Annotated in this window: 7 protein-coding genes; 6 read left to right on the forward strand and 1 reads right to left on the reverse strand. The window is 64.9% G+C overall.

What is annotated here, in order from left to right:
- Positions 1–50 precede the first annotated feature (50 nt).
- The 4 genes from B3M53_RS09520 (at position 51) to B3M53_RS09535 (ending at position 6,983) form a co-directional block, all read left to right on the forward strand.
- Positions 51–1,337: an MFS transporter gene (locus B3M53_RS09520; RefSeq protein ID WP_022701052.1), complete on the forward strand. Its 1,287-nt coding sequence runs from the start codon at positions 51–53 to the stop codon at positions 1,335–1,337.
- A gap of 173 nt (positions 1,338–1,510) precedes the next feature.
- A complete protein-coding gene (locus B3M53_RS09525) occupies positions 1,511–2,509 on the forward strand; it encodes an efflux RND transporter periplasmic adaptor subunit (protein ID WP_028284654.1) in 999 nt (332 codons plus the stop codon).
- Positions 2,506–5,619 carry an efflux RND transporter permease subunit gene (locus B3M53_RS09530; protein ID WP_286800226.1) on the forward strand — a complete coding sequence of 1,038 codons (3,114 nt, stop codon included), beginning with the start codon at positions 2,506–2,508 and terminating at the stop codon, positions 5,617–5,619. The genes B3M53_RS09525 and B3M53_RS09530 overlap by 4 nt, the downstream gene beginning before the upstream one ends.
- Entirely contained in the window at positions 5,616–6,983 is a 1,368-nt protein-coding gene (locus B3M53_RS09535) for an efflux transporter outer membrane subunit (protein ID WP_286800227.1), read from the forward strand. Before B3M53_RS09530 ends, B3M53_RS09535 begins: the two co-directional genes overlap by 4 nt.
- A 74-nt stretch (positions 6,984–7,057) precedes the next feature.
- On the opposite strand, the gene B3M53_RS09540 is transcribed toward B3M53_RS09535, so the two are convergent.
- Positions 7,058–8,230: a DUF3089 domain-containing protein gene (locus B3M53_RS09540; protein ID WP_286800228.1), complete on the reverse strand. Its 1,173-nt coding sequence runs from the start codon at positions 8,228–8,230 to the stop codon at positions 7,058–7,060.
- Between the two features lie 185 nt (positions 8,231–8,415).
- On the opposite strand from B3M53_RS09540, the gene B3M53_RS09545 reads away from it, so the two are divergent.
- Positions 8,416–9,627, forward strand: coding sequence for a thiolase family protein (locus B3M53_RS09545; RefSeq protein ID WP_286800229.1), 1,212 nt, complete (start codon positions 8,416–8,418; stop codon positions 9,625–9,627).
- Positions 9,628–9,645: 18 nt separating this feature from the next.
- The coding region (locus B3M53_RS09550) for an acyl-CoA dehydrogenase family protein (RefSeq protein WP_286800230.1) at positions 9,646–10,662 on the forward strand (1,017 nt) is incomplete at its 3' end.

Genomic DNA, 10,662 nt, shown 5'->3' on the forward strand with positions numbered 1-10,662 from the left:
GCCCCACGGTCTCAGGCACACGCGAAAGTCTGAGATATGGGAGCTGGCCAATGACCAACGCGCCGCAAATGGAAGAACGCAGCCTTTTGGGCGCTGTTATTCAGCTCTGGGCGCTCTTGCTTGGGATCGCGCTGCTGCTCGCCGGCAACGGCTTGCAAGGCACGCTTCTGGGCGTGGTGGCCGAAGACTCCGGCTTTTCCGCCACACTGACAGGCCTGGTGATGACCAGCTATTTCGCTGGGTTTTTCGCCGGGTCCGCCAGCGCCGAACGCCTGATCGCCAAGGTCGGCCATGTGCGCACCTTCGCCGCCCTGGCCTCGATCGGCTCCATCGCGATCCTGGTGCATGGGCTGCTGATTGATCCCATCGTCTGGTCCGGCATGCGCTTTCTGACCGGTTTCAGCTTTGCAGGCCTGTATGTGGTGGCCGAAAGCTGGCTGAACCGTGAAAGCTCCAACACCTATCGCGGGGCGTTGCTGGCGATCTACATGATCATCACCCATGGCAGCCTCGCCATCGGGCAAGGGCTGCTGAACACCGCGCCGACAGCCAGCCTGACGCTCTACGTCCTCTCCTCCATCATCATTTCAGGCGCGCTGGTGCCCATTCTGCTCAGCTCGGCCCCGCAACCGCACTACATTCTGGAGGTCGAGCGCCTGACCCTGCGCAAGCTGTTCGCGATTTCTCCGCTCGGACTGACAGGCAGTTTTTGCGCCGGCGTCGCCAACGGCATCATTCTGGGCATGGGTGCGGTCTATGCGCGCCGCATCGGGCTGGAGGTGAGCGGGGTGTCTGTGTTCATCGCCGCGACCCTGGTAGGCGGCGCCGCCCTGCAATGGCCTATCGGGCGTTTGTCAGACGCCATCGACCGCCGGGTGATCATCGGCGCTGTCGCTTCCGCAGCCGCCGTCGCTGCGGCGCTGCTGCCCATGGCGGCGGACATGGGCCTGATCGCCCTGACCGTGACCGGGTTCTTCGCCGGCGGGCTGACCATGACGCTCTATCCGCTATCCATGGCGCACACTCATGACTGGCTTGAACCCGACCAGATGACGGCGGCGTCAAGCGCGCTGGTCATGGTGTACGGCGCCGGCGCGGTGATGGGACCCATCGGCACAGGCGTTCTGATGGGCCTGATCGGTCCTAGCGGCTTCGCCTATTACCTGATCGGCTTGTGCCTGCTGCTCTCCGCCATCGCGGTTTACCGGATCACGCGCCGCGAGGCGCCCGACAGCACCGAGGATTACCTGCTCGCGCCCGCCGCCATGGTCGGCGGCGAGTACTGGGCGGAAACCGCCGTGGAGGAAGCCGCAGACGCCGAGAGCGATCCTGCCTGACGCGCAATAAGCCTGGAGATGTGATCCGGTCGGCGCCGGCTTGCGTAGACCGGGGCATGTTCAAACGCTTGATGGTCTGTCTCGCGGCGACATGTGTCGCCTCCGCCTGTTCGCAGGATCCGTCTTCCGAACCCAGTCAACCGGGCGCGGGAGAGGCGCGCAGGGGTGTCGGCGTGATCGCCCAAGAGGTGATCCTGGAGCGTGAAGCCGAGCGCATCGAAGTGCTGGGCACCGCGCGAGCCCGCGCAAACGCCACGATCTATCCTGAAACCGCCGGACAGGTGGAGGCGGTCGCTTTCTCCGCTGGCGAATGGGTGGAGGGCGGCGCGCCGCTTGTCCGTCTGGAAGCCGATCAGGAACGCCTGGAAGTGCGTCTGTCCGAAGTCGCCGTTAGGGAGGCCGAGCAGTTGCTGGCCCGCTATCGGCGCATCGAAAACACCGGCGCCGTGTCCGACAGCCAGATCGACGAGGCGGAAACCGCGCTGGATGCGGCGCGCATCGAGCTCGAGCAGGCGCGCATCGCCCTGGCTCGCCGCACGGTCTATGCGCCGTTCTCAGGCTATCTGGGCCTGACGGATATTGACGCCGGCGCCCGCATCACGCCCAGCACCGCCATCACCGAGCTGGATGACCGATCGGTCCTGTACGTGGATTTTGACCCGTCAGAGCAGGTCTTCAGCCGCATCTCCGTCGGCGACCGCGTGCAGGCCACGCCCTTCGCCGGCCCCGAACAAACCTATTCCGCCCGCATCATCAATGTGGACAGCCGGATCGATCCGACCTCGCGCACCTTCACCGTCCGCGCCGAGATCGATAACCAGGCCGACGCCCTGCGTCCGGGCATGAGCTTCCGCGTCGGCTTCGAACTGCTTTCCAACACGCGCCCTGTAGTACCTGAAGCCGCGATCAGCTGGGGCAGCGACGGCGCTTATGTCTGGCTGGTCCGCGACGGGCGCGCTGAACGCGAAGCCGTTACGCTGGTCCAGCGCCGGCAGGGCCGTGTTCTGGTCAGCGGCGACCTTTCAGCCGGAGAACTGGTCGTTGCCGAAGGCGTCCAGCGCATGCGCGAAGGCGCGGCCGTTGACCTTCTCGAGATTCGCCGCCGCTCTGACACCGACACGCGCGCCACGGCCGGCGCAACGTCTGTGAGCGATAGCGGGCTGGCGCAATGAAAACGCCCGGATCCGATCTTCCCGCCCTCGCCGTCAAGCGCCCCATTCTGGCGGTGGTGCTCAACCTGATGATCGTGATCGCCGGTCTCGCCGCGCTGCTGGGCGTCGAAGTGCGTGAGCTGCCCGATGTGGACCGGCCCATCGTCACAATCACCGCCGCTTTTCCCGGCGCCGCGCCCGAAACGGTCGACGCGGAAGTCACCAGCGTTCTTGAAGGCGCCGCAGCGCGGGTCTCTGGCGTCCGTGAAATCCGGTCCTCCAGCGAGGAAAACTCCACCCGCATCCGCGTGGAGTTCAATGCTGGCGTGGATCTGGACGCCGCTGCGTCCGACATCCGCGAAGCTGTCAGCCAGGTCAGCCGCCGTCTGCCCGACCGGGTCGAGCAGGTCACGGTCGTCAAGGCCGACAATGACGCTGAATCCATTCTCAGCCTGGCCGTGCTCAGCGATGTGTATGACGAGCAGGAACTGACGCGCCTGGTCGAAAACGATATCGTTCCGGAGATCACCGCCGTGGACGGCGTGGCCGCCGTCAATCTGTTCGGCACGCGCGAGCGCCAGCTGCGCGTGGTGATCGATCCGATCCGGCTCAGCCGGTTCGGACTGACGGTCGGCGATGTGGCGGACGCGCTGCGCCAGGCGCCGTTTGACGTGCCCGTGGGCAGCTTTCGCTCTGAAGACCAGCAACTGATCGTCCGCGCCGAAGCGACAGCCGCGACCCCTGAACGGGTCAAGGACGTGATCATTGACGGCCAGACCCGCGTCGGCGACGTGGCGGAAGCGTTTTTCGCGCCGGCTGACGCGTCCAGCTTCACCCGCCTCAATGGCCGCAATATCATCGGCATGGGCGTGATCCGCCAGGCGCGGTCCAACACCATCAATATTTCAGACGCCGTGCAGGCGCGGGTCCAGCAGCTGAACGACCGTTTTGAAGACCTTGAGATCCAGGTCACCTCAGACGATGCGCAATTCATCCGCATTTCCGTACAGGAAGTCATGCTGACCCTGGCGCTGACGGTTCTGATCGTGGTCAGCGTCATCTGGGTGTTCCTGGGCAAGTTCCGGGCGACCTTGATCCCCTCCGCCGCCATTCCGGCCGCCCTGATCGGCGCCATCGCCGGGCTCTGGGTCTTCGGGTTCTCGATCAATCTTCTGACGCTGCTGGCGCTGGTCCTCGCCACCGGCCTGATCGTGGATGACGCCATCGTGGTGCTTGAGAACATCCACCGCCTTCAGTCCAAAGGCATGGGACGGCGCGCCGCGGCGGTGATCGGCACGCGCCAGGTCTATTTCCCCGTGGTGGCGACCACGGCGGTACTGGTCGCGGTTTTCGTCCCCATCTCCTTCCTGCCCTCCACCGCCGGGCGCCTGTTCCGCGAATTCGGCTTCCTTCTGGCGCTGGCGGTCATCATCTCTTCCTTCGTGGCGCTGACAGTCGTGCCCGCTTTCGCGGCGCGTCTGAACCTGACCGCCAATGATGACAAGAAAGGCCCGCTCCGCCGGGTCGGCGGGTATCTGGATCGCAGCTATGGCGTCGCGATCCGGGGCGCGCTGAACCATCCCTGGATCACCGTCGGGGTCTGCGTCCTGGCAGGTGTTGGAGCCTGTTTCGCCGCGCTTGCGCTTGATCGCGAGTTGACCCCGGAAGAGGACCGCGGCGTCATCTATGTCTGGGCCGGCGGGCCGGACGGTGTGGGCCTTGATTACATGGACCGTCAGACGGACGCCATTGAAGCCGTCTTGCAGCCCTATGTGGATGACGGAACCATCCAGTCGCTCTTCACAGTCGTGGGCCGCTGGGATCCGAACCGGGTCTTCATCACCGCGCCGCTCGCCCCGTGGGAAGACCGCGACATCAGTCAGCAGGAGCTGGTCGAAGCCCTGCGCGGTCCCTTGTCTGAAATTCCCGGCGTGCGCGCCAGCCCGTTCGGGCGCGGCAGTCTGAATGTGGGCGGCGGCCAGCGCAGCGGCATCGAAGTGGCGCTAACCGGCGGTGATTATCTGGAGATTTTCGAGGCGGCGCGGGCACTGGCGGACGCGATCAACGCCCGGTCCGACATTCTGGAAAACCCCGACATCAGTTATGAGCCGACCCAGCCCCAGCTCTCCATCCAGATCGACCGCCGCCGGGCGGCGGATCTGGGGGTGCCGCTGAGCGAGCTTGCGGTGACCCTGCGCGCCATGGTGGACGGCGATAATCTCGTCGATCTCAACGTGGACGACCAAGCCATCCCGATCATCCTTGAAAGCGAAAGCGGCGCGGTGCGCGACCCCTCCGACCTGCGCAATCTCTATGTTCGGTCGAACACCGGCGACCTGATTCCGCTGTCCGCGCTGACCACCATTGTCGAAGAAGGCGTAGCCGCCGAGCTGGACCGCACCGAACAACGCCGCGCCATCGAGCTTGAGGCCGACATTGTGGGCGGCGCAACGATCGCCGAGGCCGTGGATGAAATGCGACGCCTGGGAGAAGAGACCCTGCCCTCAGATATAGAGATGCTGTTTGAAGGCGAAGCGGAAACGCTCAACCAGGCCACCAGAGAGCTTGCGCTGACCTATGGCTTCGCGCTGGTCATCGTGTTTCTGGTGCTGGCGGCCCAGTTTGAAAGCCTGACAGGCCCGATCGTGATCCTGATCACGGTGCCGTTCGCCCTGGCCGCCGCGGTTTATGCACTCTTCTTCACCGGCACGTCGCTGAACATCTTTTCCCAGATCGGGCTGGTCATGCTGATCGGGCTGATGGCGAAAAACGGCATTCTGGTGGTGGAATTCGCCGACCAGCTGCGCGCCGAAGGCAAGTCGGTGCGCGCCGCGATCGAGGAAGCAGCAACCCTGCGCTTGCGCCCCATCGCCATGACGCTGATCTCGACCGTGCTCGGCGCCCTGCCGTTGATCCTCGCAACCGGCGCCGGGGCTGAGGCGCGCGCGTCCATCGGCTGGACGGTGTTCGGCGGGCTGGGTCTGGCCGCCGCCTTCACCCTGTTCCTGACGCCGGTGGTCTATCTGGGGCTGGCGCGGTTCGGCACGCCGCGGATCGCCGCCGAACAGCGTCTGGCCGAAGAACTCGACACGGCTGAAAAGGCCGGGATCGAGCCGGGGCCTGCGCAATGACCGTGATACAAAAACTGTCCCCCGCCTTGCTGACGCTTCTGCTCGCAAGTTGCGCCGTCGGCCCGGACTATGTGGCCCCGCAAACGGCCGAGCCAGCCCAGTACAGCCGCACGCTTGAACGCGAGGCTGACCGCCCGCTTGAAGACGCCTGGTGGACCGGCTTTTCCGAGCCGGAACTCAACGCGCTTGTCGAAACCGCCCTCACCCGCAATCTCGACATTCGCCAGAGCGCGGAACGTCTGGTCGCCGCCGAGGCGCTCGCCGGGGCCGCGCGATCGGATTTCCTCCCGACGCTGGACGCGGGCGCAGACGCCAGTGTGCGCACATCCGGTCGGGATACAGCCTCCGCCGGCCTGAGTTTCAGCCAGATCGTGGATGTGAACGGCCAGTTGCGCCGCACCGAAGAACGCGCCCGCGCCAACGTGCTGGCCACGCAATTCGAGCTTGCAGACATCCAGCGCCTGACCGCCGCAACGGCGGTGTCTCTTTATGTGGACGCTCGACGCGCCCGGGCGCGATTGACGCTTCTGGACACCTCGCTCGAGCTTCAACAGCGCACGCTGGATATCGTCGAGCGACGCGCCGAGGCCGGCCTGTCCGCCGATCTCGACGTCCGACGGGCCACCGCCGACCTGGCGCGCACCCGCGCCCAGCGCGGCGCCTTGCAATTGCAGGAAGTCCGGGCGCGCAATGCCCTGGCCGTACTCTTGGGCCAAGCCCCCGGCGGCGTGCTGGATGCTTTGAGCGCGCGCACCGACGCCCCCAGTGACGCTCTGGGCCTGTCCTACGAGGCCGCCATACCGGTCGGCGTCCCCGCCGATCTGCTCCGCCAGCGCCCTGACTTGCGCGCCGCCGAGGCGCGATTGGTCGCAGCGACTGCAGACATCGGCGTGCAACAGGCGGACCTCTATCCGGCCTTGCGTCTGCCCGGCGCGGTAACAGCGGACCTGTCAGATGGCCCGGGCGACGCCATCGCCGCTAGCCTGTCTGCGGTTCTGGACGTGCCCCTGTTTGATTTTGGTCGCCGTCAGGCCGAGGTCGACGCCTCGCGCGCCCGCGCGACCGAAGCGGCGCTGGCCTATCAGCAGGCAGTGTTGGGCGCTCTGGAGGAGGTCGAAACCGGTCTGGTCGCCATTGAGAGCGTCGAAGCGAGGCTCACCGATCTGGAAATCGCCGTGACCGAAAGCGAGCGCGCTTATGACCAGCTCAACGCGCTCTATCGCGAAGGCCTGGCGAGCTTCATCGATGTTCTGGACGCCCAGCGCACGCTGATCGGCAGCCGCGAGGCGCTGGTGGACAGCGAAGCGGATCTGGCGGATGCGATCATCGCCCTCAACCTCGCTCTGGCCGCGCCCACCGCCTGACGTCGCTGCTTTCCATGGAAGACCTCACATCGAGGGCGGAGCCGGGTTGCACCGCGGCCCCGCCCTGATTGGATCTAACGCTCTTCGTAGGTCTCGATCTGACGCGCGGCGAAGTTGATCAGATCCCCCATGGCCACATGCATGTCCACAAGGTGCAGGCCCCAGTCCTCCAGCACCTGACCATTGACCACCACATCACCGACCAGCACGTCGGTGCGCGGGTCCTGCGGGTCGGCGTTCACCGTCACGGAGAGGTATTGGGCGCCATCCTGATCAAGGCATTGCGCGGTCAGGAAACCCGGAAGCTTCATGAAGCGCTCGTCTATCATGGCGACGTCTTCATCAGCCTGTTGGCCATAAGCCTCCGACAGATTGCTCAGATAGGCTTCAAGCGGCGTCGCCTCGGTCGATCCCGGCGCCGCCGGGTTGACGCAGGCCACCGCCATGCCGTCCATCCCGCTGCGGCCAAAGCGCGTGTTTGCAGGCGGCGGGACGTCATCGCGGAAGGTCACGTAAGAGAGGACGCATCCGGCTTCGTCGCCGGAGGTGCAGACCGGCATGACGGAAAAGTCCCCGCCCACGGATTCGCCTTCCGGCACCAGAACGTTATAGCCGATCAGATAGGCGCCGATGATCTGGTCCACGGTCGGTCCTGTCTCGATTTCCTGCGCGATCAGGGTTTTGAGCATGCGTGCGCCCTGGCTGTGACCCACCAGGATCACGCCGCGCCCGTCATTGTCATGCGCCATGTAATGCCGCCAGGCCTCGCGCACATCGCCATAGGCTAGCACGCCGGCGGCCATCGTGTCGCCCTCGCCGGCCATGGCGGCGCGCAAAGCGGGAATGGTCACCTGACGATAAAGCGGCGCAAACGGTCGGCAGACTTCGCTGAAGCGGGCGAACTGGGCGGCTACGACCGCATGCTCTTCCGGGCCGGCCTCAAGATCGCTATTGGCGCCGGGATCGAGGGATACGGTCGGATAGACGTAAAAGCAGTCGACAGCCGGTGCGCTCGCAGCTTGGTGGGTCTCGATCGCCACGGATCCGTCGGTGGCGATGATTGCGGCGGTCAGATCAATGGCGCAGGAATCCTCCCGGCCTGGCCGGCACAGCCAGGTCGCGCCGTCATCATAATCAGGCGCGGCGGCGAAGCCCTCTTGCGCCAGGGCGGGACCTGCGGCGCCCAGAGCGGCGAACGCAACAGCGCTCGCCAGCGTTCTCATCACAGGTTGAAGCTTGGCTCTCATACGGGTCCTCCCCAGGACTTTTGTTATTTGAGTATGCATGAGTGTGGTTGATGGCATTGATAATGTCGACCATAAAGAGAGCCATATTGAGCCCTGTGCGCGATTGCGTCATAAGGCTCCCGAAAAAATAGAAAAACTGGTATGGCGAAACGGGGCTTGCCCTGACGCCCTTGAAAGGACCCGCCATGGCGCGCGAAGCCGTCATCGTCTCCACCGCCCGCACGCCTATCGGCAAAGCCCATCGCGGCGCCTTCAACGCTACCGCGCCTGACCGGCTCGCCGCCCACGTGATGAACGCAGCGGTGGACCGGGCCGGGATTGACCCTGACCGGATCGACGATGTGATCTTCGGCGTCGGCAACCAGTACGGACCGCAGTTTTACAATCTGGCGCGAATGAGCGTGTTCACCGCCGGTTTGCCGAAAACCCTCCCTGCGACTTCAATCGACCGCAAATGCGCTTCAGGTCTGACCGCTATCGCGTTCGCTGCGCGCTCAATCATGTCCGGAGACGCCGACGCGATGCTCGCCGGCGGGGTGGAGTCTGTCTCATCCACCCGATTGCCGGGCCTGCCGGACGCCAGCTGGCGCTCGGACAGCGTTCTGGAGGCCGCGCCTGACGCCTATATGGCCATGATCGAGACCGCCGAGATTGTCGCTCAGCGCTATGACATCAGCCGCGAAGCGCAAGACCGCTACGCCGCCGAGAGCCAGCAACGCGCCGCGGCGGCCATCGAAGCGGGGCGTCTGGACGCGGAGATCGTGGCGCTGGAGACTGAAAAGATCGTGCGCGCCAAGGATGGCGGCGAGACCGGGCGTGAAACCGTCCGATTGACCGCCGATGAAGGCGTGCGTCCCGGCACGACCTATGAGGCGCTCTCGGCCCTGAAACCGGTTTGGAGCGGCGGCGAGACCATTGCTGAGGGCGCATATGTCACAGCGGGCAACGCCAGCCAGCTCTCTGACGGCGCCGCGGCGCAAATCCTGATGGATCGCGACACGGCCATGGCCGAAGGCCGCGAGGTGCTGGGCGTGTTTCGCGGGTTTCAGGCCGCCGGCTGCGCACCGGACGAAATGGGAATCGGGCCGGTCTTCGCCATCCCCAAGCTTCTGGACCGCGCAGGACTGACAGTCGGCGATATCGGGCTGTGGGAAATCAACGAAGCGTTCGCCAGTCAGATCGTTTATTGCCGTGACCGGCTGGGAATTGACCCCGAGACGCTTAATGTCAACGGAGGCGCAATCGCCGTCGGGCATCCGTTCGGCATGACAGGATCACGCCTGGTGGGCGCGGCCTTGCTGGAAGGACGTCGGCGCGGCGTGCGATATGTGGTCGTGTCCATGTGTGTGGCTGGCGGCATGGGAGCGGCCGGACTGTTTGAACTGGTCGACCAATAATAGCGGGAGGAGACCTTAATGGATCTCGATTTTACCGAAAAAGACGAAGCCTTCCGCGAGGAAGTGCGCGCATTTCTCAAGGACAAGCTGCCTTCGCGGCTGTCTGACAAGGTGCGCCGGGGTCAGCACCTGACCAAGGCGGACATGGAGGAATGGCACGCCATCCTCAATGATCGCGGCTGGCTGGCCCCGCACTGGCCTGAAGACCGCGGCGGCACCAATTGGAGCGTGGTGCAAAGCTTCATCTTCGAGACCGAAACCGCGCTGGCGCATGCCCCGCGCATCGTGCCGTTCGGCGTCTCCATGCTCGGCCCGGTGTTGAACAAGTTCGGCACCGAAGAGCAGAAAAACCACTGGCTGCCCCGCATTCTGGACGGCACCGATTGGTGGTGTCAGGGCTATTCCGAGCCGGGCGCCGGCTCTGATCTCGCCTCCCTGAAGACCTCCGCCGTGCGCGAAGGCGATTTCTACATCGTCAACGGGCAGAAGACCTGGACCACGCTGGCTCAATACGCGAACAAGATTTTCTGCCTGGTGCGCACCAGCAAGGAAGGCAAGAAGCAAGAGGGCATCTCCTTCCTGCTGATCGACATGGACACGCCCGGCCTGGAAGTGCGCCCGATCAAGCTTCTGGACGGCGACCACGAGGTCAACGAGGTCTGGTTCTCCGATGTGAAGGTTCCGGTCGAGAATCTCGTCGGCGAAGAGAACAAGGGCTGGACCTGCGCGAAATACCTATTGAGCTATGAGCGCACCAATATCGCCGGGGTCGGATCTTCCATGGCCGCGTTCGAGCGACTGAAAGAGGTCGCGCGGACCACACGTCGCGGCGACGCCGCCTTGATCGAAGATCCGCTGTTCGCCGCCCGCATGGCCGAGATCGAGATTGATCTGGAAAACATGCGCACCACAAATCTGCGCGTGCTGGACAGCGTGGGTCGCGGCCAGACGCCGATGGCGGAATCCTCCATGCTGAAAATTCGCGGCACGGAAATCCGTCAGAAAATCACGGCCCTGATGCGCCGCGCCGCTGGC

The organism is Oceanicaulis sp. UBA2681, from assembly GCF_002354675.1.
Classification (GTDB): Bacteria; Pseudomonadota; Alphaproteobacteria; order Caulobacterales; family Maricaulaceae; genus Oceanicaulis; species Oceanicaulis alexandrii.

Coding starts and splice junctions, on each gene's coding strand:
- B3M53_RS09520 (WP_022701052.1), top strand. CDS start 51: ATGACCAACGCGCCGCAAATGGAAGAACGCAGCCTTTTGGGCGCTGTT.
- B3M53_RS09545 (WP_286800229.1), top strand. CDS start 8,416: ATGGCGCGCGAAGCCGTCATCGTCTCCACCGCCCGCACGCCTATCGGC.
- B3M53_RS09540 (WP_286800228.1), bottom strand. CDS start 8,230: ATGAGAGCCAAGCTTCAACCTGTGATGAGAACGCTGGCGAGCGCTGTT.
- B3M53_RS09535 (WP_286800227.1), top strand. CDS start 5,616: ATGACCGTGATACAAAAACTGTCCCCCGCCTTGCTGACGCTTCTGCTC.
- B3M53_RS09530 (WP_286800226.1), top strand. CDS start 2,506: ATGAAAACGCCCGGATCCGATCTTCCCGCCCTCGCCGTCAAGCGCCCC.